At 66.7% G+C, this 22,835-nt stretch carries 20 protein-coding genes; 11 read left to right on the plus strand and 9 right to left on the minus strand.

Annotated elements, in window-relative coordinates; all coding sequences use genetic code 11:
* Positions 1 to 35: 35 nt before the first annotated feature.
* Positions 36 to 836, plus strand: coding sequence for an ABC transporter ATP-binding protein (locus tag R2601_RS12195; protein WP_007798712.1), 801 nt, complete (start codon positions 36 to 38; stop codon positions 834 to 836).
* Positions 836 to 1,600, plus strand: coding sequence for an ABC transporter permease (locus R2601_RS12200; protein WP_007798714.1), 765 nt, complete (start codon positions 836 to 838; stop codon positions 1,598 to 1,600). The genes R2601_RS12195 and R2601_RS12200 overlap by 1 nt, the downstream gene beginning before the upstream one ends.
* Positions 1,601 to 1,841: 241 nt before the next feature.
* On the opposite strand, the gene R2601_RS12205 is transcribed toward R2601_RS12200, so the two are convergent.
* The 4 genes from R2601_RS12205 to R2601_RS12220 form a co-directional block, all read right to left on the minus strand.
* Positions 1,842 to 2,468, minus strand: coding sequence for a GNAT family N-acetyltransferase (locus R2601_RS12205; RefSeq protein ID WP_007798717.1), 627 nt, complete (start codon positions 2,466 to 2,468; stop codon positions 1,842 to 1,844).
* Between the two features lie 192 nt (positions 2,469 to 2,660).
* On the minus strand, positions 2,661 to 3,122 hold the full coding sequence (locus tag R2601_RS12210; RefSeq protein ID WP_007798720.1) for a thiol-disulfide oxidoreductase DCC family protein: 462 nt from the start codon (positions 3,120 to 3,122) through the stop codon (positions 2,661 to 2,663).
* A 61-nt stretch (positions 3,123 to 3,183) separates the two neighbouring features.
* Positions 3,184 to 3,813 (minus strand): TetR/AcrR family transcriptional regulator, encoded by a 630-nt coding sequence (locus R2601_RS25490; RefSeq protein ID WP_007798723.1) that lies wholly within the window; start codon positions 3,811 to 3,813, stop codon positions 3,184 to 3,186.
* 256 nt (positions 3,814 to 4,069) lie between these two features.
* Positions 4,070 to 5,422: a cytochrome P450 gene (locus R2601_RS12220; protein ID WP_007798727.1), complete on the minus strand. Its 1,353-nt coding sequence runs from the start codon at positions 5,420 to 5,422 to the stop codon at positions 4,070 to 4,072.
* Positions 5,423 to 5,666: 244 nt separating this feature from the next.
* On the opposite strand from R2601_RS12220, the gene R2601_RS12225 reads away from it, so the two are divergent.
* Entirely contained in the window at positions 5,667 to 7,547 is a 1,881-nt protein-coding gene (locus R2601_RS12225) for an amidohydrolase (RefSeq protein WP_007798729.1), read from the plus strand.
* A gap of 163 nt (positions 7,548 to 7,710) precedes the next feature.
* Entirely contained in the window at positions 7,711 to 10,026 is a 2,316-nt protein-coding gene (locus R2601_RS12230; RefSeq protein WP_007798733.1) for a Tex family protein, read from the plus strand.
* Positions 10,027 to 10,231: 205 nt separating this feature from the next.
* On the opposite strand, the gene R2601_RS12235 is transcribed toward R2601_RS12230, so the two are convergent.
* Positions 10,232 to 11,749 carry an MDR family MFS transporter gene (locus R2601_RS12235; RefSeq protein ID WP_007798736.1) on the minus strand — a complete coding sequence of 506 codons (1,518 nt, stop codon included), beginning with the start codon at positions 11,747 to 11,749 and terminating at the stop codon, positions 10,232 to 10,234.
* Between the two features lie 152 nt (positions 11,750 to 11,901).
* On the opposite strand from R2601_RS12235, the gene R2601_RS12240 reads away from it, so the two are divergent.
* The 4 genes from R2601_RS12240 to minE all read left to right on the plus strand — a co-directional run bounded on the left by R2601_RS12240 (position 11,902) and on the right by minE (position 14,579).
* Complete coding sequence (locus R2601_RS12240; protein WP_040544661.1) at positions 11,902 to 12,510, plus strand: MarR family winged helix-turn-helix transcriptional regulator; 609 nt, start codon at positions 11,902 to 11,904, stop codon at positions 12,508 to 12,510.
* A gap of 232 nt (positions 12,511 to 12,742) precedes the next feature.
* The gene (minC, locus tag R2601_RS12245) at positions 12,743 to 13,447 is read left to right on the plus strand and encodes a septum site-determining protein MinC (RefSeq protein ID WP_311135726.1); all 705 of its coding nucleotides are present in this window, start codon (positions 12,743 to 12,745) and stop codon (positions 13,445 to 13,447) included.
* Positions 13,444 to 14,292 (plus strand): septum site-determining protein MinD, encoded by an 849-nt coding sequence (gene minD, locus R2601_RS12250; protein ID WP_007798748.1) that lies wholly within the window; start codon positions 13,444 to 13,446, stop codon positions 14,290 to 14,292. The genes minC and minD overlap by 4 nt, the downstream gene beginning before the upstream one ends.
* The gene (minE, locus tag R2601_RS12255) at positions 14,289 to 14,579 is read left to right on the plus strand and encodes a cell division topological specificity factor MinE (RefSeq protein ID WP_007798750.1); all 291 of its coding nucleotides are present in this window, start codon (positions 14,289 to 14,291) and stop codon (positions 14,577 to 14,579) included. The genes minD and minE overlap by 4 nt, the downstream gene beginning before the upstream one ends.
* 78 nt (positions 14,580 to 14,657) lie before the next feature.
* Here the strand turns inward: minE and R2601_RS12260 are convergent, their stop codons facing one another.
* Together R2601_RS12260 and xsc are read right to left on the minus strand one after the other, a co-directional pair.
* Positions 14,658 to 15,689, minus strand: coding sequence for a YeiH family protein (locus tag R2601_RS12260; RefSeq protein ID WP_007798754.1), 1,032 nt, complete (start codon positions 15,687 to 15,689; stop codon positions 14,658 to 14,660).
* Positions 15,690 to 15,693: 4 nt separating this feature from the next.
* Positions 15,694 to 17,472, minus strand: coding sequence for a sulfoacetaldehyde acetyltransferase (gene xsc, locus R2601_RS12265; protein ID WP_007798757.1), 1,779 nt, complete (start codon positions 17,470 to 17,472; stop codon positions 15,694 to 15,696).
* Positions 17,473 to 18,085: 613 nt separating this feature from the next.
* Between xsc and R2601_RS12270 the strand changes: the two genes are divergently transcribed.
* From R2601_RS12270 to R2601_RS12280, 3 genes are read left to right on the plus strand one after another with little or no spacing between them, the layout of a single operon-like run.
* A complete protein-coding gene (locus tag R2601_RS12270) occupies positions 18,086 to 19,606 on the plus strand; it encodes a CHAD domain-containing protein (protein WP_007798760.1) in 1,521 nt (506 codons plus the stop codon).
* Positions 19,603 to 20,346, plus strand: a complete 744-nt coding sequence (locus R2601_RS12275) for a ParA family protein (protein ID WP_007798763.1) — start codon at positions 19,603 to 19,605, stop codon at positions 20,344 to 20,346. Before R2601_RS12270 ends, R2601_RS12275 begins: the two co-directional genes overlap by 4 nt.
* On the plus strand, positions 20,343 to 20,816 hold the full coding sequence (locus R2601_RS12280) for a CYTH domain-containing protein (RefSeq protein WP_007798766.1): 474 nt from the start codon (positions 20,343 to 20,345) through the stop codon (positions 20,814 to 20,816). The genes R2601_RS12275 and R2601_RS12280 overlap by 4 nt, the downstream gene beginning before the upstream one ends.
* Positions 20,817 to 20,917: 101 nt before the next feature.
* Here R2601_RS12280 and choV read toward each other — a convergent pair whose 3' ends face one another.
* On the minus strand, positions 20,918 to 21,940 hold the full coding sequence (choV, locus tag R2601_RS12285) for a choline ABC transporter ATP-binding protein (RefSeq protein ID WP_007798768.1): 1,023 nt from the start codon (positions 21,938 to 21,940) through the stop codon (positions 20,918 to 20,920).
* A complete protein-coding gene (gene choW, locus R2601_RS12290) occupies positions 21,937 to 22,773 on the minus strand; it encodes a choline ABC transporter permease subunit (protein WP_007798771.1) in 837 nt (278 codons plus the stop codon). The genes choV and choW overlap by 4 nt, the downstream gene beginning before the upstream one ends.
* Positions 22,774 to 22,835 lie beyond the last annotated feature (62 nt).

Raw genomic sequence — 22,835 nt, forward strand, 5'->3', positions numbered from 1 at the left:
GCGCCGGCAGCAGCCTCGCCGGCGCCCGCATCGATATGACCAATCTCATCGACATCAAGGGCGTGACCCACGCCTACCAGACACCGAACGGCCCGCTGCCGGTGCTGGACAATCTCAACGTCTCGGTTCCCGAGGGCGAGTTCGCCGCCGTGGTCGGCCCGTCGGGCTGTGGCAAGTCCACCCTCACGCGTCTCGTCGCCGGGCTGATGAAGCCCGATCAGGGCGAGGTCTGGCTGCATGGCAAGCTGGTGAAATCACCGCGCAAGACCGTCGGAATGGCGTTTCAGAACCCGGTCATGCTGGAATGGCGCACCATCTTGCAGAACGTCATGCTGCCGCTCGAGATCGTGGCCCCGGGCATGCCCAAGAAGCAGCGCGTCGAGCGTGCCATGGAGCTGCTTGATCTGGTGGGCCTGACGGGCTTCGAGAACAAGCGCCCGTCGGAGCTTTCGGGCGGCATGCGTCAGCGCGCCTCGCTGTGCCGCGCCATCGTGCACAAGCCCGACGTGCTGATCATGGACGAGCCCTTCGGCGCGCTTGATGCCTTCACCCGCGAGGACCTGTGGCAGACCATGCACGAGCTGCGTGCCAAGGAGCCCTTCACCGCGGTGCTGATCACCCATGACCTGCGCGAGAGCGTCTATCTCGGGGATCAGGTCATCGTGCTCTCGGGCCGTCCGGCGACGACGCAATACGTGCTCGACGTGCATTATCCGGGCGAGGGGCTGCGCAAGCTCGAGGGGCTCTACACGCCCGAATGCGCGCAGATGCTGGCCACCCTGCGCGAACAGATCCAGATCGCCCAGGGGCGACAGCCAGAACCGGCGGTGCACTGATGCGAAATTTCCAGAAAGTCGCCGTTCCGGTCGGCGCCATCGTCATCTTTCTGCTGCTGTGGGAGTTCCTGGTCTGGGTCAATGGCTGGCCGAACTACGTCATGGCCTCGCCCTCCGACCTGCCCGACGCCTATATCCGGTTCTGGTCGCTCTTCGTCGAGGGCAGCTGGCAGACCCTCTGGCGCACCGTCGCCGGTCTGGCGCTGGCGGTGATCTTCGGCACCGCGCTGGGGATGGTCATGGGCTTCTCGCGCATCGCGCGCGACGCGCTGTACCCGCTGCTGGTGGGGTTCAACGCCATTCCCAAGGCGACGCTGGTGCCGGTGCTGGCGCTGCTCTTCATCGGGCAGCACAATTTCAACACCGTGCTGATGGCGTTCCTGATCTCGTTCTTCCCGATCGCGGTCTCGGTCGGCATCGGCCTGTCGACGTTGGAGCCGGAATACCGCGACATCCTGCGCTCGCTCGGGGCCAGCCGGCTGACCATCTTCCGCAAGATTGCCCTGCCCAAGACGCTGCCCGAGTTCTTTGGCGCGTTGAAGGTGTCGGTGACGCTGGCCTTCATCGGCACCAACCTCGTCGAGATCATCTCGCCGCACGGGCGCGGGCTGGGTGCGCTGTTCCTGTCGGGGCAGACCAACTCGAACTACCCGCTGATGTTCGCCGTGCTCATCGCGCTCGCTGTGCTGGGCATCATCCTCTACTACGCCGTGGTCATGCTGGAGAAGATCTTCGCAGGCTGGGCGGAGCGGCCGCAGCACTGAGGCGGATGGCCTCTATCCAGAGCCAAGAGCGCCCCCGCAGGAAACTGCGGGGGCGCTCATGGTTTTTCCACTGCCGGTCGCCCGAGCGATGCCCGTGCGGCGGGGTCGACCATTGCAAGGCATTGGCCCTATCGCAGGATTGTTGGGGGTTCGGGACATGACATCCTGAACTGGCCCGCCACGCAAAAGAAAAGGACCCGCACCAGTGGTGCGGGTCCCTCATTCAAAACAGGCGCGACCCTCAGACCATATGCGGCCGCGCGTAAAGATCGAGCGGGGTGCGCGGGAAGCGGAACATGCCCTCGGCCTTGCCGGCGTGCGTCTGGAAGCCGTGGCGGTTGTAGAACGCGACCAGATCCTCGCGGCTCAGGCCTTCCTCGCCGAACGGTTCGTGATCCAGCGCGATGCCGAAATCGGTCTCGTCGGCGGCCTCGACCAGGCGGCGCAGGATGCGGTGCGCGATGCCCTTGCCGCGATAGGCCGGCGCCACCCAGATGCCATTCAGGATGAAGCGCTTCTTTTGCAGCGCATGCTCGATATAGGCGACGTTGTCCTCGGCGGTGCGGTAATAGGTCCGCTCTTCGGTCTCTCCGCGCGTGGCGTGAAGCCCGGGGACGCGCAGGATCTGCGCGAGGATCTTGGCGTATTTCATCTCGGCCCGCTCGCGCGAGCGCTGGATCCCGGCCTCGATCTCGCGGGTCAGGTCGGGGTGGCGGGTCTCGCAATAGTCCCGCATCCCGTGCTGCAGGGCCACGGCGACAAAGGCGCGCAGCTCGCTCTCGAGCTCCTCGATTTCGCTCAGCAGTTCGTTTTCGCGCGCACTTTGCGCGTAGATGGGCCGCAGGCCCTCTCTATTCGTGTATGGCATGTGATCCTCCCGGACAGGATATTAGCGCACGGAGGCCGCTTGAGCATCTTTTTTTCGCCGCCGCGGTGGAAATTAGAACACGTATAGATTGATTCTCAACCTGATACATCACTATAGCGATAGCGCTTCCACCTCAAGAGGTCCGGCGCGGCCCGGGACACCGGTAAGGAGCAGCTCGACGGAATCGATTGTTCAGTCGATCAGCCGGCGCTGCAGGGCCTCGTCCGGCAGAGCGCACATATCGCTGCGTCCGAAGCGGTAGCGGTTGAAGGCGATGCGCCTGTAAAGCCAGTCGCGCAGCGGCGCGGGCAGGATACGGAGCGCGCTTGCGAAGCGTCCGATGCCGCCAAGCCGTTCGCCGATGCGGATGATCGCGTCCATGCCGGACCAGGCCCGGCCTTGATCCAGAAACAGCCAGGTCTGCGGATCGTCGGGGTCCTGCTCGAAATGCCTCACCAGAGCGGTGCCGAGCGGCGACTGCACCGGACAGATGCGGAAGGCCTCGTCACGATCGAGCCGGGCGATCATGCGCGCGCCCCGCGAGCACAGGGCGCAATTGCCGTCCATCACCGCGAGCGGCCGGTCGTCGTCGAACGCGGGAACGGTCGGGTCGTCTCGCCAAGAGTGGGCGGGGCGGTCGGGAAGCTTGGCCATCGGGTCTCCTCCTGCTGGGCGCATGGTGGACCAGATGTTGCGCGAGGGAAAGCGCCGGGGCTCAGGCGGCGGGCTTGTCCGGCCAGCGCGCCTCGACCAGCATCGGCAGGATGCGCCTGAGGAAATCCCCTTGGGGATCGTCATGCGAGACGATGAAACGCCAGTTGCCCTCGACCGCGGTCAGCGCCATGCCCTGTACGGTGGCGTAGTCGAGCAGCAGCTGCGGATGCATCTGCGAAGCGCTCTCGCGGCTGGGGTGAGGCACGCCGTGGTAGCGTGCCGCGCTGGCGAAGAACTGCCCGAACGCTTCGCCCGAGGAGCGCATGAACTCAGGATCGCTGCGGTCGACGATGGCGCGGCGATAGGTGACCTGAAGCCGGCCGGGATACTCCATCGAATAGCGCACATAGACCGAGGCCAGCTCGCGCACCTGTGCCGCGAGCGGCAGGTCCGTCGACACCGCGCGCATGCGCTCGGACAGCTCGTCGAGGGTCAGCACCGCCACGGCAGTCAGCAGGCCGGTCACCGATTTGAAGTGATGCGCCGGGGCGCCCGGCGAGACGCCCGCGCGGGCGGCGGCCTTGCGGAGGGAGAAGCCCTCGATGCCGCTTTCGTGCAGGATCTCGTCGGCAGCGGTGATCAGCGCTTCCCGCAACTGACCGTGATGATAGTTCTCACGGCTTCTGGACATTCGCTGAACCCCTTAGCTACATCTTATCCTTGCAGCGGATAAGCTTAAAGGCGACCGGACAACAGGCCGCTTCACAAATACAATTATTCCGAAATCGCGACATGAGCGCTTCGAACCTTGGCGCTTTACGCCGTCTAAATGTAAAACGCAAAGCTGGCCAGTGGGTTCCCTGACGCAAAGGCGGTGCTCTGCCCATCCGCTCTGCGGGCTCGACGATGACCGGCAGGGCGCACGCCGCATGTCCCGGGTCGCGGCGTCAGACCGGGTGGACCTCAAGCGTCACGCCCGGCTCGGGGCGCACGGTCATGTGCATGATGGGCTCGGGCACCTTCCCGGCGGGCGCAAAGCGGAACCGCGCCACCAGCGTGGCGAGGATGATCTGTGCCTGCATCATCGCGAAGTTTGCCCCCACGCAGACCCGCGGACCGGCACCGAACGGAAGGTAGGCATAGCGGTCACGCGCCTCGCGGGCGGCGGGCGAGAAATGGTCGGGGTCGAAGGCGTGCGGGCGCTCCCAGAGATCCTCGTGCCGGTGCAGTGCGTAGGTGTTGACGAAGACCGTCTCGCCGGGGCGGATGTCGCGGTCGTAGATCTCGTCATCGTCGAGCACGTTGCGCGCCAGCATCCCCACCGGTGGGTAGAGTCGCATCGCCTCGTCGAGCACCTGCTCGGTATAGGGCATGGCGGCGAGGTCGCCGCCCGCTGCGGCACGCTCGCCCAGCACGCCGCGTGCCTCTTCGCGGGCGCGCTCCTGTGCGGCGGGATCGTTGGCCAGCAGGTAGAGCGCCCAGGAGATCGCCAGCGCCGTGGTCTCGTGGCCGGCGACGATGAAGAACTGCATGTTGTGCAGCAGGTCCTGCGGCGACATGGTGCGCCCGGTCTGCGGATCCTTGGCGCGCAGCATGTGGTCGAGCAGGTCGTCGAGCGGGCCGGCCCCCTGCCTGCGCCGGTCGTTGATCGCCGCCGAGACCATCCTGTGCATGGTCTTGACCGCGCCGCGCCCGAGGAACTCGCCGGGGCGGGGCACCCAGATCGGCATCTCGAGGAAATCCAGCAGCGATGCGCGACCCACGGTGAGGAAATACTTGGTGATCGCCTCGCCGTAGAGATCGGCGTCGAAATGCTCGCGCCCCGAGAGCGCCACGTCGCAGATCACGTCGAAGGTGGCCGAGAGCATCTCCTTGACCAGCTCGGCCTGACCACCGCTGGCGGCGAGCCGGCCAGCGGCGCGGGCGGCGGTTTCTGTCATCACCGGGGCCAGCGCCTCGACATTGCGGGCGGCAAAGACCGGCGCGATGGCGCGGCGCTGCCAGCGCCACTGCGCGCCCTCGGAGGTAAACAGCGAATTGCCCACCGCCGGGCGCAGCATCCGCAGCATGACCTCGGATTTCGGGTAGTTGCCAACGTTGTCGAGAAAGATCCGCTTCATCCCCTCGGGGCCCTGCACCATGTGCCAGCGCGACGGGCCTGTGGTGCCGGTGACGATGGGCTGGGTGTAGGCGATGCCGGGAATGATGCTCAGCACGTTGCGCCGCGCCTCGCGCACGCTGGCGAGCATGCCGAGCGGCTTTGCCGGCGGGGTGACGGTGGGCGGAACGAAGACGGACATGGGATCCTGACGGTAGGGTGGCCAAGCGCCGGCGATGCAACGCCGGGCTTGCCCTCAACATATGGCGGCGGCGCAGTGGGGCCAGCACTTTCCGGCGCCGTGGCGGCGTCAGCCCCGAATTGCCCGCCCTGATTGAAAAATGCGTGAGCTGAATCAAGGACAGTGCCATCCTGCCAGTATCACATTGGCAGTGTATGCCGCGGGCCTGCTCCGGCCCGGCGGCATGAAATAGGAGGATGACCAGATGATGTCCCGTTCCGTGCTCGGCGCTTCGCTCGCCGCCGTTCTCGTGGCCGCCGCGCCCGGCTTGCTGACCGCGCAGGAGGTCGCCGACACGATCTATTCCGGCGGCCCGATCCTGACCATCGACGACGCCATGCCGCGGGCCGAGGCGGTGGCGGTGCAGGACGGGCACATCCTCGCGGTGGGCTCACTGGCCGACATGGAGGCGCTGAGGGGCGAGGGGACCAAGATGTTCGACCTCGCCGGGCGGGCCATGCTGCCGGGCTTCGTCGACAGCCACGGCCATGTCGTCCTGGGCGGCATCCAGGCGCTCTCGGCGAATATGCTGGCGCCGCCCGACGGGGATGTCTCGGACATCGCGAGCCTGCAGCAGGGGCTGCGCGCCTGGATGGACGAGAACCGCGAGGCCGTCGAGAAGATCAACCTCGTCGTCGGCTTTGGCTATGACAACGCGCAGCTCGCGGAGCTGCGCCACCCGACCCGCGACGATCTCGACGCGGTCTCGACCGAGGTGCCGATCCTGATCATTCACCAATCGGGGCATATCGGGGTGGCCAACTCGAAGGCGCTCGAGTTCGTGGGCATCACCGATGACAGCGAAAGCCCTCCGGGCGGGGTGATCCGCCGCGGCGAGGATGGCCGCCCCAACGGCGTGCTCGAGGAATACGGCTTCTTCAACGCGCTTGTGCCGCTGCTCAGCCAGCTTGGCCCGGATGGCTTCAATGAATTCGCCCGCGCCGGGGCCGAGATGTGGGCCCGGTTCGGCTACACCACCGCGCAGGAGGGGCGCTCGAGCCCCGGCAACGTGGCGGCGCTCAGGGCGGTGGACGCCGCCGGAGGCCTGCCGATCGACGTGGCGGCCTATCCTGATGTGCTGGCGGCGCAGGATTTCATCGAGGCGGAGGTCTCGCAGGACTATGACGGCCACGTCCGCGTGGCCGGCTGCAAGCTGACCATCGACGGCTCGCCGCAGGGCTTTACCGCGCTGCGCGACCGCCCCTATTACGACCCGGTGGGCGACTATCCCCCGGGCTACAAGGGCTATTCGGCCATCACCGAAGAGCAGGTCAACGAGATGGTCGACTGGTGCTATGGCAAGGGCATCCAGATCATCACCCATGCCAATGGCGAAGGCGCGTCCGACATGCTCATTGCCGCGATCGCGGCGGCCGAGGAGAAATACGGCGCGCCCGAGAGCCGCCCGGTGCTCATCCACGGGCAGTTCCTGCGCGAGGATCAGGTCGACAGCCTGCAGGAACTGGGGATTTTCCCCTCTCTCTTCCCGATGCACACCTTCTACTGGGGCGACTGGCACCGTGATCACACGGTGGGCCCGGTCAATGCCGACAACATCTCGCCCACCGGCTGGGTGCGCCAGCGCGGCATGATGTTCGGCACGCATCACGATGCGCCGGTGGCCTTCCCCAACAGCATGCGGATCCTGTCGGCCACGGTCACCCGGCGCACCCGCTCGGGTGACATTCTCGGGCCGGCGCAGCGGGTCGACGTGATGACCGCGCTGAAGGCGATGACGATCTGGCCGGCGTGGCAGCATTTCGAGGAGGAGGAAAAGGGCTCCATCGAGGCGGGCAAGCTGGCCGATTTCGTGATCCTGTCGGACGATCCCACGGCGGTCGACCCGGAAACGCTCGCCGAGCTGAGCGTCGAGGTGACGATCAAGGAAGACGCGGTGATTTTCGAGGCCGAGGAGGGCGTGCAGAAGACCGATCTCTTCGACCGCCCGTTCCTTGGCGATCCGGCCGGGGCGCATCTGCTGCTGCACGCGATGAACCGCGGGATCGGGGCCGAGGCGCCGCCGGCCTGCCTGCTCGCCCCGGAAGACTGCCGCCGCCTGTTCGGTGCCTACATCGCTCCGATGTAGGGCGCGACACGCATGGCGCGCCGTGTGGGGCCAAGGCCTTGCGCGCCGCGTCCTTGCGGGACGGGCCATGCGCTCGGCAAGAAACCCGCCTGCCGCCGCGCATGCCCTTGGCGCTGGCCGGGCTGCGCGGTATGACGATCCTCCCGAGTGACAGGAGGCCCCCTTGGACCAGATCGCCGAGCGCATCGCCCGCACCATCGCCACCGAGATCGCCGCCAGCCCGAAGCAGGTCAGCGCCGCGGTCGAGCTGCTCGACGGGGGCGCCACGGTGCCCTTCGTGGCGCGCTACCGCAAAGAGGTCACCGGAGGGCTCGACGACACCCAGCTGCGCACGCTGGGCGACCGTCTGGTCTATCTGCGCGAGATGGAGGCCCGCCGGGCCTCGATCCTCGAGTCGATCAAGGGGCAGGGCAAGCTCACCGACGCGCTGGCCCGCTCCATCGCGCAGGCCGAGACCAAGGCCACGCTCGAGGACATCTATCTTCCCTACAAGCCCAAGCGCCGCACCAAGGCGATGATCGCCCGCGAGAACGGTCTCGAGCCGCTGCTGCGCGCCATCACCGAGGATCGCTCCGCCGATCCGCAGCGCCTCGCCGAGGGCTATGTCGGCGAAGCTGTCGAGAGCGCCAAGAAGGCGCTCGAGGGCGCCCGCGACATCCTCGCCGAGGAGCTGAGCGAGAATGCCGACCTGCTGGGCCGGCTGCGGAGCTTCATGAAGGAGGAGGCGGTGATCTCCGCCACGGTGCAGCCGGGCAAGGAACAGGCCGGGGCCAAGTTCTCGGACTATTTCGACCACTCGGAAAAATGGGCCGACATTCCGGCCCACCGGGCGCTGGCGATCCTGCGCGCCTCGAAGGAAGAGATCCTGACGGTGAACATCGCGCCAGAGCCCGAGACCGGCCCGACCCGCGCTGTAGGCATCATTTCGCAGGTCATCGGTATCCCCGGCGAGGCGCCGGGCGACCAATGGCTGCGCGACGCGGCGGGCTGGACATGGCGGGTGAAGCTCAGCCTGACCATGTATGTCGACCTGATGACCGATCTGCGCCGCCGCGCCCATGACGAGGCCATCCGGGTGTTCTCGCGCAATCTCAAGGATCTGCTGCTGGCCGCGCCCGCCGGGGCCAAGGCGACGCTGGGGCTCGACCCCGGCATCCGCACCGGGGTGAAAGCGGCGGTGGTCGATGCCACCGGCAAGCTGCTCGAGACCGCAACGCTCTACCCGTTCCAGCCCAAGAACGACCTTCGCGGCGCGCAGGCCGAGATCGCCCGTCTGGTGAAGCGCCACGGGGTTGCGCTCATCGCCATCGGCAACGGCACCGCCAGCCGCGAGACCGAGCGGCTGGTGGGCGACACGCTGAAGCTGCTCGAGGGGCCGAAGCCCACCAAGGTGGTGGTCTCCGAGGCCGGCGCCTCGGTCTATTCCGCCTCCGAGCTGGCGGCGAAGGAATTCCCCGATCTAGACGTCAGCCTGCGCGGCGCGGTGTCGATCGCGCGCCGCCTGCAGGACCCGCTGGCCGAGCTGGTCAAGATCACCCCCGAGAGCATCGGCGTGGGCCAGTATCAGCACGATGTCGATCAGCGCCAGCTCGCGAAAGCGCTTGAGGCGGTGGTCGAGGATGCGGTGAACGCCGTGGGGGTCGATCTCAACACCGCCTCGGCGCCGCTTCTGGCGCATGTGGCGGGGCTCGGGCCGTCGCTGGCGCAGAACATCGTGGCGCATCGGGATGCCAACGGCGCCTTCGCTTCGCGCAAGGCGCTGAAGAAGGTGACGGGCGTCGGCCCCAAGGCCTTCGAGCAGAGCGCCGGGTTCCTGCGCATCCGCGAGGGCGACGAGCCGCTCGATGCTTCCTCGGTACACCCCGAGGCCTATGACGTGGCGCGCCGCATCGTGAAGGCTTGCGGTCGCGACATCCGCCAGATCATGGGCCACCCCGAGGCGCTGCGCGGGGTTCGAGCAGAGCAGTTCGTCGATGCCAGCTTCGGCCTGCCGACGGTGCAGGACATCCTGTCGGAGCTGGAGAAGCCTGGCCGCGACCCCCGCCCGAGCTTCAAGACCGCGAGCTTCACCGAAGGCGTCGAGCAGATCACCGATCTCAAGCCCGGCATGTCGCTCGAGGGCACGGTCACCAACGTGGCGGCCTTCGGCGCCTTCGTCGATATCGGCGTGCATCAGGACGGTCTGGTGCATGTGAGCCAGCTTGCCGATCGTTTCGTGAAGGACCCGCACGAGGTGGTGAAGGCCGGCGACGTGGTGCGCGTGCGGGTGACCGAGGTCGACGTGCCGCGCAAGCGCATCGGCCTGTCGATGCGCAAGGACGGCGGCGGCAAGCCCGAGCGCGGTGGCAAGCCGGGCGGGCAGGGGGCTCCGAAGGGGCGGCGTGGCGGAGGCGCGAGCAGCGCGCCGCGCGGCAAATCCTCGGGCGGCGGTCAGGGCGCGCTGGGCGCGGCGCTGGCGGATGCGATGAAGAAGCGCTGAGGGACGCGGTCGCCGGGGCGACGTAGCAGATTGCTATGACGCTGGTGCCCGCTGCGCAGCGCCGGTCCGGGGGGGCGGCCCGGCGATGCGTGGCGGCCTGCGGCCTTGATTCCGCGCGAGGCCCCGATCGGATGATGTAGAAAAAACGCCCGCCAGCCTGACCACGAAGCTCAGGGCTGACGGGCGACAGGGAGCAACTCTTGGCTCAGCTCGAGAGCGGCAGCTCTCGCAGCATCAGCGACGCGAGGCAGGCCAGCAGCGCCGCGCCGGCGGCGATCCAGAACACCGGGTGAAGCGCCTGGCTGATGCTCTCCATCACCAGCACCTGAGCGTCATGCGGCAGCGCCTGCACCATGTCTGCGCCGATGCTGCGCACGCCGCCATCGCCCATGCCGGGCACCTCGCCCTCGAGCGAGCGCGCCAGCTGGGTGCTGAACAGCGCGCCGAAGGCGGCGGTGCCCACCGCGCCGCCGATCAGGCGGAACATGTTGGCACTGGCGGTGCCGACACCCAGCATCGACACCGGGATCGCGTTCTGGATCGCGGCCACGCCGATGGCGAAGACCGGCCCGAGGCCGAGCCCGATGCCCACCATCGACAGCGCAATCACCCAGAGAGGGCTCTCGACCGACAGCGTGGTCATCGACAGCAGCGACAGCGACAGCAGCGCGGTCGAGGCCACCGGCAGGAACTTGTAGCGTCCGGTGCGCGCCATGTAGCGGCCCGACAGGATCGAGGCCGACAGCAGCCCGCCCATCATCGGCACCAGAAACAGCCCCGAGGAGGTCGGCGAGATGCCCTTCACCACCTGCAGGAAGAACGGCAGGAGGGTGATGGTGCCGAACATCGCCATACCGACGAGGATGCCGACCGCGTTCATCACCACGAAGGTGTTGTTGGCAAACAGGCTCATCGGCAGGATCGGTTCGGCGGCGCGGCGCTCGACTCGGATGAACAGCGCCAGCGCGCTGAGCGCAATGATCCCGAGGGCGAGCACCTGCGGGCTGGCCCACGCGAAGACGGTGCCTCCGGTGTTCGAGATCAGCACCAGCGATGCCAGCAGCGTCGCCAGCAGCGCGCCGCCGGCATAGTCCACCGACTTGCGCGAGCGATCGCTGCGCCGGGGCAGGGCGATGCCCAGCACGATGAAGGCCAGCGCGCCCACGGGGAAATTGACGAAGAAGATCCAGTGCCAGCTCAGGTTCTGCACGAGGAAGCCGCCGAGCAGCGGTCCGATGACCGTCGAGATGCCGAAGGCCGCGCCCAGCACCGCCTGCGCCTTGCCGCGCTCGCGCGCCGGCAGCAGGTCGCCCACTAGCGCCATGCAGGTGACGATCAGCCCGCCGCCGCCTGCGCCCTGGATGATGCGGCCTGCGATCACCATGCCCATGCTGGTGGCCGTGCCGCAGATCACCGCGCCGAGGATGAACACGCCGATGCCCCATTGCAGCACCGGCTTGCGGCCGTAGAGATCGCCCAGCTTGCCCGCCACCGGTGCGCCGATGGTCGAGGCCAGCAGATAGGCGGTCATCACCCAGGTGATCTTGTCCATGCCGCCGAGGTCGGCGACCATCACCGGCAGGGCGGTCGACACGATGGTCTGGCCGAGCGAGGCAAACAGCAGCGTTGCCGCCACCGCACTCAGGACGAGCTTGATCGGCACCGGCTCGGCGCTGGCAGGTGAGGGCGGCATGTCGGTCGCGCCTTGGTCAATGGCGGTCATTCGAGTATCTCCACGAAAACTGTGCGGGCCCGGGGCGGGCGCAACGGTCTGCAAACTGGCGCCGACATGCCCCTTGGGTCAGAATGGTCTGGGTCTTATATCTGTGCTGGTGGCATATATATGTCAATAGCATCTAATTGCGCGAGGCAGCTTTGAGCCGACGAGACGAGATACTGAAGGACGGCCTCGAGCGGGCGGGGATCGAACGCGACGTGTCGCAGGCGGCGCTCGACGTGGACGCGGTGCTACAGCGCTGGCGGCGGCGTGTGATGAAGCGCGATTTCGGCCACAAGGCCCTGCGCGACCTCGATCTTCCCATCGATCTGGCGCAGCTCGACGTGCTGATGGCGGTGCGCGCGCCGGCCAACGAATTCGGCGACGAGGAGGCGACCTGCGAAACCACCGTCGGCACCGTGGCGCTGCGGCTCAGCATCGACCCCTCGCGCGCCAGCCGGATCAGCACAGACCTGATCCGCCGGGGACTCGTGCAGCGCGCCGTCAGCCAGCAGGACGCCCGCCGCGCGGTGCTCGAGCTGACCGAGGCGGGCGGCCGCATCGTCGAGGCGGTCCGGACCTATAAGCTGTTGGTTTTAGGATCTTTCTTTCGGGACTGGACGATGGAGGAAATCCAGACCTTCCTGCCGCTTCTGGCGCGGTTCAGCGAATGGTCGGAGCGCGCCGAACAGCCCGGTGGCCCGGTCGAGAGCGAGATTGCCGAATTGCGCGGCAGCCTTGCCGGGATCGTCGGCGACGGGGGCTGACGCGTTAGAATTCCTGCCCGCCGGCGGCTTGCCACCGAGCCGCCCCCGAGTCCCGGGCAGGAAGCCGCGCAATCTCACGATTGTGATATTTTCTCCGTGCACCGGCCCCTCGGAGAATCTAAAGGGTCGACCAAAACGAGTGCGCGTGCGAGTCGCGCCCAGACATACGAGAGCAGGAGCACGCATCCAGGTGCCAGCAGACGTTACCCGAGACCGAGGCGCCCGCGCGTCGGTGGCGGTCAAACCGTTCCAGGTCCGCGGTCGATTCATGACCGCAATCGCCCTCCGGATCGAGAGCGACCAGTTCGACGACGCCTTCTTCGAGGCCATTGACGCACAGATCACCAAGGCGCCGCAGCTGCTGCTCGACGCGCCTCTGGTGCTGGATTTTTCCAAGGTGCCGGAGTTTGCCGACAGCGCCGCTCTGGCCGATCTGGTCGCGAAGCTGCGCACCCGCAACATGCTGGTCTTCGGGGTGCAGAACACCACCTCGCCCCAGCTCGAGGCGGCGGACGGGCTCGGCCTGATCCCGGTGCGGATCGGTCGCGACGGCCCCGCACCCGAGGCCAAGCCGGCGCGCAAGAGCAAGGTCGACCGGCTGCTGCCGCCCGACAACAAGGTTATCACCAAGCCGGTCCGCTCGGGCCAGCTCGTGGTGGCCGAGCGCGGCGATCTGACGGTGATCGGGCCGGTGTCGTCCGGGGCCGAACTGGTCGCGGCGGGCAACATCCATGTCTACGGACCGCTGCGCGGCCGGGCCATGGCGGGCTGTCATGGCGATGAGACCGGTCGGATTTTCTGCCGGGCACTGCACGCCGAGCTGCTGGCAGTCGCGGGGCTCTACAGGACAAGCGAAAGTATCGAGGACGAGCTGCGCGGCCAGGCCGTGCAAATTTTCCTTAAAGACGAACGACTATGTGTGGAGGCGCTCGGATGACGACGCAACTCAAGGACGAGGCGCCGCTGGGCCGGATCGTCGTGATCACCTCGGGCAAGGGCGGGGTTGGCAAGACCACCTCTGCCGCCGCGATCTCGGCAGGGCTGGCACAGCAGGGCTACAAGACCGTGGTGATCGACTTCGATGTCGGCCTGCGGAACCTCGACATGATCATGGGATGCGAACGCCGCGTGGTGTTCGACTTCATCAACGTGATCCAGGGCGATGCCCGGCTCAAGCAGGCGCTGATCAAGGACAAGCGCCTTGATACGCTGTTCATCCTGCCGACCTCGCAGACCCGCGACAAGGATGCGCTGACCCAGGAAGGCGTCGAGGCGGTGCTGAACGAGCTCAAGGAAGAGTTCGACTACATCATCTGCGACAGCCCGGCAGGCATCGAGCGCGGCGCCCAGCTGGCGATGTATTTCGCCGACGAGGCCGTCGTGGTGACCAACCCCGAGGTGTCCTCGGTGCGCGACAGCGACCGCGTGCTCGGCCTTCTCAGCAGCAAGACCCAGCGCGCCGAGAAGGGCGACAGCGATCCGGTCAAGGCGCGCGTCCTGCTGACCCGTCACGATCAGGGCCGCATCGACCGCGGCGAGATGATGACCGTCGACGACGTGCTCGAGATCCTCGCCGTGCCGCTTCTGGGGATCATCCCCGAGAGTCAGGCGGTGCTGCGGGCGTCGAACGTCGGCACGCCGGTGATCCTCGACGAGCCGTCCTCAGCCCAGACCGCCTACAAGGACGCGGTGTCGCGCCTGCTTGGCGAGGAGATCGAGATGCGCATCGAGAGCGAGCGCAAGCCGGGCCTGTTCCAGCGGCTGTTCGGACGGTCGGCATGAGCCTGTTCGGTTTCTCTCTCAACCGCCGCCGTCCCAAGACGGCCCAGACCGCGCGGGATCGCCTGCAGCTTCTGCTGGCGCATGAACGCGGGCAGGGCTCGGGCACGCCCGACTACCTGCCGCAGCTGCAGAACGACCTGATCGCGGTGATCCGGAAATACATCGACGTCGCCGATGACGAGGTCGATATCCGGATGGAGCGCGACGACGACGTCTCCAGCCTCGAGATCAACATCGATCTCCCCTCGGCCGAGGAGAAGGCGGACAAACCCGCCAAGAAGCGCTGAGATCAGATCTTCGTACCGCCCGCGTCGCAGCCCGACGCGGGCGGTTTTCTTTTGCGCGCCCAAAGTGGACTGCCCTGCTCAGGGCGCCAGATCGATCAGGCTGATGCCGCCAAGCACGAGGGCGGCAAGGAACAGCGTCTCGGCCACGATCAGGGCGATGGCGCCGCCGCCGACCTGGATGATGTTGCGCAGGTCGGTCTTCATGCCCACCGCGGCGATGGCCGAGAGCAGCGCCCAGCTCGAGATCCGCGCCAGCACCTGGCCGAGGCCCGCAGGGATCAGTTCGAAGGAGTTCAGCGCCGCCAGCACCAAAAAGCCCAGCACGAAACCCGGGATGAGCGGCGGGCGCTTGCCCCCGGTCACGGCGCCGCGCGGCGTCCAGAGCGCGATCACCACCACCACGGGGGCGAGGAAGGAGACCCGGATGAGCTTGACCAGCGTCGAGGTCTCGCCGGCGGTCTCGGAGATCGAGAAGCCCGCGCCCACCACCTGCGCCACGTCATGCACGGTGCCGCCGATGAAGGCCCCGGCGGTGAGATCGTCGAAGCCCAGCGAGCGGGTGAGGATCGGGTAGAGGATCATCGCCGCGGTCGAGAGCACGGTGACGCCGAGCACGGTGAACAGCAGGTCTCGTTCCGAGCGCTCGTCCTTTGGCAAGACCGCCGCGATCGCCATCGCCGCCGAGGCGCCGCAGATCGCCACAGCGCCAGCGGTCAGCACGGCGAAGCGGCTGCGCTGACCGATCAGCCGCGCCAACCCGATGCCGAAGAGGATCGTGAGACCCACCCCCGCCACCAGCAGCGCGATCATGCTCCAGCCGAGCGACAGCAGCATCTCGACGCTGATCCGTGCGCCCAGCACCGCCACGCCGAAGCGCAGAACGGTGCGGGCGGTGAAGGAGATGCCGGGGGCGGTGGGGCCCTCGTCGCCCAGGAAGTTGAGCGCGATGCCGAAGAGAAGCGCCATCAGCATCGCTGGCGCACCGTAATGCTCGGCCACGAATTGCGCCGCGAGCGCCACGAGGATCGAAACCATGACCCCGGGAAAATGGTCCTTGAGGCGGCCGGCCAGACGCGGGCCGGACGTCAGGTCTGCAAAGCTCTCGCGCATGGGGTCAGCCGGGCCGGTCGATCATGTCGGCAGCATCGATCCCGGCCACCTCGACCGGCTTTTTCATCGCGTCGCGGCGGAAGGGCTCGCCCAGTTCCTGGTTGATCATCGCCTCGATCAGCGTGGTGGTGCCGGTCTCCATCTGCTCCAGGATGGCGGTGTTCAGCGCTTGGGTGAGCTCCTCCATCGTGCGCGCGACCACGCCCTTGAGGCCGCAGGCCTTGGCGATGCCGGCATAGCTCACCTGCGTGTCGAGCTCGGTGCCGACGAAATTGTCGTCGAACCATAGCGTCGAGTTCCGCTTCTCGGCGCCCCACTGGTAGTTGCGAAAGACGATCTGGGTGATCGCCGGCCATTCGCCGCGGCCAATGGCGGTGAGTTCGTTGACCGCGATGCCGAAGGCGCCGTCGCCGGCAAAGCCCACCACCGGCACGTCGGGGCAGCCGATCTTGGCGCCGACGATGGCCGGCAAGCCATAGCCGCAGGGGCCGAAGAGGCCGGGAGCGAGGTATTTCCGCCCCGCCTCGAAGGCCGGGTAGGCGTTGCCGATGGCGCAGTTGTTGCCGATGTCCGACGAGATGATCGCGTCGGTGGGCAGGACGGACTGTATCGCGCGCCACGCCATGCGCGGGCTCATCCAGTCGGGCTTGTCGGCGCGGGCGCGCTGGTTCCACGTCGTGCCGGGATCGTCGTCCTCGTGATCCATCGACGAAAGCTGCTGAGCCCATTTCGACTTGGTCTCGGCGATCCGCGCTTTTCGCGCCTCGCGGCCTGCGTCGCCGGCGCTGTCCGACAGCTGCGCGAGGATGCCGTTTGCCACTTTGGCGGCATCGCCCACGATGCCGACGCTGACCGTCTTGGTCAGGCCGATGCGGTCTGGGTTGATGTCGACCTGGATGATCTTGGCATCCTGCGGCCAGTAATCGATGCCATAGCCGGGCAGGGTGGAGAACGGGTTCAGGCGGGTGCCGAGGCAGAGCACCACGTCGGCCCCGGCGATCAGCTCCATGCCGGCCTTGGAGCCGTTGTAGCCCAGCGGGCCGGCAAACAGCGGATGCGAGCCGGGGAAGGCGTCGTTGTGCTGGTAGCCGACGCAGACCGGCGCATCGAGGCGCTCGGCCAGCGCCATCGAGGCACGAATGCCGCCGTCGCTCAGCACCACGCCTGCGCCGTTCAGGATCACAGGGGTCTTTGCCTCAGAGAGCAGCGCCGCGGCGCGGCTGACCGAGCTCTCGCCGCCGGGGGACAGCTCGAACTCCATCGGCTCGGGCAGCTCGATATCGACGACCTGGGTCCACATGTCGCGCGGAATGTTGAGCTGGGCCGGGGCCGAGAGCCGCTTGGCCTTGGCGATCACGCGGGTCAGCACCTCGGCCACACGCGTCGGATCACGGACCTCTTCCTGGTAGGCGACCATGTCCTCGAAGAGCTTCATCTGCTCGACTTCCTGGAAGCCGCCCTGACCAATTGTCTTGTTCGCGGCCTGCGGCGTCACCAGCAAGAGCGGCGTGTGATTCCAGTAGGCGGTCTTCACCGCGGTGACGAAATTGGTGATGCCGGGGCCGTTCTGGGCGATCATCATCGACATCTTGCCGGTGGCGCGGGTGTAGCCGTCGGCCATCATCCCCGCCGAGCCTTCGTGCGCGCAGTCCCAGAAGGTGATGCCGGCCTTCGGGAACAGGTCCGAGATCGGCATCATGGCCGAGCCGATAATGCCGAAGGCATGGCGAATGCCGTGCCGCTGCAGAACCTTCACGAAGGCTTCCTCGGTTGTCATCTTCATGCGCGTCGCTCCCCCCGGGCGTTGGACGGTGAACCGTCATCTCTCTGTCTGGTACGGTGTCTCAGATCGCGAGATCCGGGAAAGGTCAGCCATCCCGGACCTTGGACCCGCCGCATCTCGTGCTCAACAGGCCGGGACGCGCGGAAAATGATACTCCTCGTCTCATTTGGTAGTCAGTCGGTCCGGACGCGTCAACGCGCCTTGCGCAGGGGCCGCACACCGCCGGAGGCTCGGCTTGACTTGCGAGAGGGCACATTCGAGGCAAGGCGGGTCGCGGTGGTGAAAGCGGGAAAAATCAAATGGATTGAACGGGATGGGCGAGGGGGCGGCTGAAGCGCGCGGTTGTCGCCGAACTGGCCCACGTCCGAGAGCCGGCCCGCGCTCGCTGTATGAGCACCCGCAAGGGCCGGGGCGCGGTCTCGTCAGCACAGGTCCACCCGGTGTGCTTGGCTGTCAGTCCGGCTGACGAAAAGCTGTTGCGGCTCGGAATGGTTCCATGACATTGACACGGCCCGCCGTAGCCTTTCGTAGCGCTTCCGGTGTCTTGATTGATTTTGATAGGAGGCCCACAGTTGCCAGGACAGCCCGAGAACGAGAGGCGATCGTGCCAGACATGCTGACAATCACAAGCGGGGGCGACCTGCGCACCCTGCTTCGGGACGCCGATCTCGGAAAGCTGCACCTTGCGCTCGACGAGGGCGAGGGCACGTCCGCCTTCGCGCTGCTCGACACGTTCGACGCGCAGGTCGCGGCGGCGGGTCTGCTGCTGGTACTGACGGATGCGGGGCTGCACCTGCTGGGCGGGACCGAGGCACTGGTGCAGGAGCGCGCCGAGCCCGACTTCATCGCGCAGATGCCCGCCGGCCCGGTGACCAAGCGCCTGTCCGGCATCGTCTCGCCGCTGCGCACGTTGATGACCGTGGCCGAAGGCACGCTCTCGCGGCACGGGCTGCGGGTGCTCGACGACAACGAGAAGACCCACCTGCGCGGCACGCTCTGGGTGCTCGACGCTGGCAAGGCAGGGGCGGTCTCGGTCTCGGCGCTGACGCCGTTGCGCGGCTACGACAAGACGCTCGGCAAGGTCAAGGCGGCGCTGTCCGCGGCGGCCGGCAACGGCAAGGTCGGCACCATGCTCGAGGCCAGCGCCGCGCTGCGCGGCGAGGATCCGGCGCTGATCGGCAAGACCCGGATCGTGATGTCGGCGGATGAAAAGGCCTTCAAGGCCGCCAATGACATCATCCGCGCCCAGCTTGTCGCCGCCCGGCGGCAGGAAGACGGCATCGGTGCCGATCTCGACAGCGAGTTCCTGCATGAATACCGCGTCGCCCTGCGCCGCGTCCGCTCGGTGATCTCGCTGTTCAAGGGCGTCTACGACGAGAAGCAGACTGCCGATCTCAAGGCCCGGTTCGGCGCGATCATGGCGCGCACCGGCCGGCTGCGCGATCTCGACGTCTACCTGATCGAGCGTGACCGCTATCTCGCGCTGGTGCCCGAAGGTTTCCGGCCGGGCATCGGCAAGCTCTTCGACATGTTCGCCGCACAGCGCGACCTCGAGCACGCCAAGCTGACCGCCTATCTCGACAGCAAGGCCTACGAGAAGGAAATGGCCAGGCTCGAGAAGCTGTTCGACAAGACCAAGGCGCTGTCGAAAGGGCCCGAGGCCAACCGCCACGCGCTCGACTACGCCAAGGCACTGATCTGGAAGCGCTACCGCAAGGTCTGCAAGATCGCCCGAGGCATCGACGAAGCGACGCCGGACGAGCAGGTTCATGAGCTGCGCATCGAGTGCAAGAAGCTGCGCTACCTGATGGAGTTCTTCGCGCCACTGTTCGGCGATGCCGAGGTCCGAAAGCTGATCAAGGCGCTGAAGAAGCTTCAGGACAACCTTGGCAACTTCAACGACTACTCGGTGCAGCAGGCCGCCCTGCAGGAGCAGGCCGATGCGCTCGCCGGCAGCTCTGAGCCGGACACGGTCGAGATCGCCACCGGCATTGGTGGCCTGGTCACCGTGCTCCACAACAAGCAGCTCGAAGAGCGCGCCCGCGTCACCGCCTCCTTCGCGGCGTTCGACAGCGAGGAGACGCAGGCGCAGTTCCGCACGCTCTTCAAACCCGAAGGAGAGGCGAAGAAATGAAGATCGTCGCGTGCTATTCCAACAAGGGCGGCGTCGGCAAGACCGCCAGCGCGGTGAACATCGCCTACGGGCTGGCCAAGGCCGGCCAGCGCGTGCTCCTCTGCGATCTCGATCCGCAGGGGGCCTCGGGCTTCTACTTTCGCGTCAAGCCGTCGAAGAAGTTGACCGACGAGCGGTTCTTCACCGATGTGAAGCGCTTCACCAGCGCCATCCGGGGCAGCGATTTCGACAATCTCGATATCCTGCCCGCGAACATGAGCTTTCGGGATTTCGACGTCTTCCTGTCGCGCATGAAGAACTCGCGCTCGCGGCTGAAGAAGGCGCTGAAAAGCGTCGACAAGGATTACGACGTGGTGCTGCTCGATTGCCCGCCGAATATCTCGACCTTGTCGGAGAACGTGTTCAAGAGCGCCGACGCGATCCTCGTGCCGGTGATCCCGACCACCCTGTCCGAGCGGACCTTCGAGCAGCTTCTCGCCTTCTTCGACGAGAATGGGCTGCCGAAGAAGAAGATCCTCGGCTTCTTCTCTATGGTGCAGGGCACCAAGAAGCTGCATTCCGAGACCGTCGCGGCCATGCGCAAGGAATACGGCAAGCGGCTGCTCGACGTGGCGGTGCCGTTCAGCTCCGAGGTCGAGAAAATGGGCGTGCATCGCGCGCCGGTGGGCACCTTTGCCCGGAACAACGCGGCAGTGAAAGGCTATGACCTGCTGTGCAAGGAACTGCTGGAGCGTCTATGACCGACAACCCCGTTGAAATCGAACGCAAGTTTCTGGTGGCCGAGCTGCCATCGCTGGACGGCGTCGACAGCAAGAAGATCCGGCAGGGCTATGTCACGGTGCCGTCGGACTCGGTGCAGGTGCGGCTGCGCCAGAAGGGCAAGAAGTTCTTCATCACGGTGAAGGGCAAGGGCAAGATGATGCGCTCCGAGCGTGAGAGCGAGATCGACGCCGCCACGTTCGACCGGCTCTGGCCCGCCACGGGTGACCGCTGCATCGCCAAGACCCGCTGGACCGGTCTGCTCGAGGACGGGCGCACCTTCGAGCTCGATCTGTTCGACGACCGCGACCTGCGTCTGGTCGAGGTGGAGTTCCAAAGCGTCGAAGAGGCCGAGGCCTTCGTCCCGCCGGCGTGGTTCGGCGAGGATGTGACCGGCAACCCGTCTTATTCCAACAACGTGCTGGCCAGCGGCGGGGTCGGGGTCGCCTGAGTGCTCCGCAGCCCCCGGAATGGGCTCTCGAAAACGACAAGCGCCGCGATGGTCCCATCGCGGCGCTTTCTTGTTCTTGGGCAGGTTTGCTCTGCGCAGCCTCACTCGGTGGGGCTGAGGCCCCTCAGGACATCGTCCTTGCCCAGCTGGCCGACGAGTTGGCCGTTTTCGGTGACGCCCACCGGTGCGTCGCTGCCCAGAAGCGTGTCGAAGCCATCGCGCACGAGGCTGTCGGCCTCGATGGTGCGGCTCGGGCTGGTGGTCAGCGGGGTCATCAGGTCCCGCGCCCGCAGAACGCCCAGCGGGTTCATATGCTGCACGAACTCTGCCACGTACTCGTTGCGCGGATCGGTGAAGATGTCCTGCGGCGCGCCGCTCTGGACGATCCGGCCGCCCTCCATGATCGAGATGTGGTTGCCGAGCTTGAAGGCCTCGTCGAGATCGTGGCTGACGAACAGGATGGTGCGCTTGAGCCGCTCCTGCAGTTCGAGAAGCTCGTCCTGCAGCTTGGTGCGGATCAGCGGGTCGAGCGCCGAGAACGGCTCGTCCATCAGCAGGATCGGCGCCTGCGTGGCGAAGGCACGGGCAAGGCCCACGCGCTGCTGCATGCCGCCCGAGAGCTCGCTGACCTTGTTGTCGGCCCAGTCGGCCAGACCGACCAGCGCGAGCTGCTCCTCGACGCGGTCACGCGCCTCCTTGCCCTTCATGCCCGAAAGCTCGAGGCCAAGGCCCACATTCTCGCGCACCGAGCGCCACGGCAGCAGGCCGAACTGCTGGAAGACCATGGCGACGTTGTGCATGCGGATCCGCCGCAGGGTGGCGGCGTCGCAATGGGTGACGTCGACCATCCGGTCGCCGTCATTGACCTCGACCTTGCCGCGCACCACCGGGTTGAGCCCGTTGACCGCGCGCAAAAGCGTCGACTTGCCCGAGCCCGAGAGGCCCATGAGCACGTGGATCTCGCCCTGCTGGACCTCGAGGTTGCAGTTGTGCACGCCCAGAACCTGGTCCGTTGCGGTCTGGATTTCGGCGCGGTCCTTGCCCTCGTCCATCAGGGGCAGGGCGCGCTTTGGGCGATCGCCGAAGACGATCGAGACGTTGTCGATATTGACGGCGGTGCTCATTTGCGGCCTCCGACGTTGAGGATGCGGTCGAGCATGATGGCGACCACCACGATGACGAAGCCGGATTCAAAGCCGAGCGCCGTGTTCACCTGGTTGAGCGCGCGGACGACCGGCACCCCGAGCCCGTCTGCACCGACCAGTGCCGCGACGACGACCATGGAGAGCGACAGCATGATGGTCTGGTTCAGACCGGCCATGATCTGCGGCACCGCGTAGGGCAGTTCGACCTTGTAGAGCGTCTGGGTCGGCGTGGCACCGAAGGCGGTGGCCGCCTCGAGCAGCGCCTTGGGCGTCGAGGAGACGCCGAGATAGGTCAGGCGGATCGGCGCGGGCAGCACGAAGATCACCGTGGCGATCAGGCCCGGCACCATGCCGATGCCAAAGAACACGATGGCCGGGATCAGGTAGACAAAGGTGGGCAGGGTCTGCATCAGGTCGAGAATCGGGCGCAGGTAGGTATAGACCTTGGGCCGGTGCGCCGCGTAGATGCCGATCGGCACCCCGATGGCCATGCAGACGAGGCAGGACGAGAGCACCAGCGTCAGGCTTTCGGTGGTCTCCTCCCAGTAATCCTGATTGAGAATGAAGAGGAAGCCCGCGAACACGAACAGCGCGGTCTTCCAGTTGCGCTGCAGCGCGTAGGTGATGGCGACGAAGGTCAGGATGACGATGAGCTCGGGCGGCTCCTGCAGGATCCAGAGGATCGCGTCGATCATCGCTTCCATGAAGGTGGAGAGGGCATCAAGGACAACTTCTCCGTTGTCCCGAACCCATTCGAAGACGGCACTGGCCGCGTCGCCTACGGGAATCTTGTAATCGGTCAGCCACTGCACGGCGCCGGGTCCCCCTTGGGTTTTATTTTTTGAAATTTGCGAGGCCCGTCAGAGGGCCGGGG

The organism is Salipiger bermudensis HTCC2601 (genome assembly GCF_000153725.1).
Taxonomy (GTDB): domain Bacteria; phylum Pseudomonadota; class Alphaproteobacteria; order Rhodobacterales; family Rhodobacteraceae; genus Salipiger; species Salipiger bermudensis.